This window comes from Roseovarius roseus, from assembly GCF_043355935.2.
Lineage (GTDB): Bacteria > Pseudomonadota > Alphaproteobacteria > Rhodobacterales > Rhodobacteraceae > Roseovarius > Roseovarius roseus.
Genome location: NZ_JBHFPE020000067.1, coordinates 1 through 695 on the forward strand (window position 1 = coordinate 1; position 695 = coordinate 695).

Below are 695 nucleotides of genomic sequence, written 5' to 3' on the forward strand. Positions count from 1 at the left end.
ATATGGCGCGGCACATCGGCGATACGCGCGAAATAGCGGATCGCGAATTTGCCCGCGCCGAAGAGCACGATGGAGCTAAGCATGATACCGATGAAGATGGCGTAGATCAGGCTGATATTGTCCTGAAACATCAGCGGTCCGGGCGTCAGCCCCTGCAGCATGAAGGCGCCAAGGATGACGGCGGTCACGACATCGCCCGGGATGCCCAAGGCCAGCAGGGGAATGTGACTGACCCCGGCCATCAGGTTGAAATTGCCGAAGATGAAGCGCTGCAAGCCATAGACCCGATTGACGACGCGGCCCATGCGCGCCGCCTTCATGCCGGGCAGGACTGCCTGCATGCAGATGATGGGCGCGCGCAGATTGACGGCCGCAACGGCATCGAGATCGGTGGGCTTCGTGTCTTCCAGCGTGGCGGGCATGACGACGCCCGCGTTGTTGACGAGGCGCGTCACGCGGCGATCCCCGATCACGCGCGCAAGTTCGGCTTGCGTTGCCGCGACATCGGCCAGATCGACGGTGATCTCTTCATGCGCAAAGTCATGCGTCACCGGTGCGCGGTCCAGCACGATCACGCGCAGACCATCCTCAGTCAAACGCTGCGCGATGGCTGCGCCAATGCCGGCTGCACCTCCGGTGACTAGGGCCAGATCACTCATCGGCTCACTTCTCGAACGGGATGGCCTTGTCGACCA

Annotated in this window: 1 protein-coding gene; it reads right to left on the minus strand. The window is 62.6% G+C overall.

Features of this window, described 5'->3' with window-relative positions:
- A partial coding sequence (locus ACEWPL_RS19490; protein WP_420744415.1) for an SDR family NAD(P)-dependent oxidoreductase occupies nucleotides 1-659 on the minus strand: 659 nt, incomplete at its 3' end.
- Between the last annotated feature and the right edge of the window lie 36 nt (nucleotides 660-695).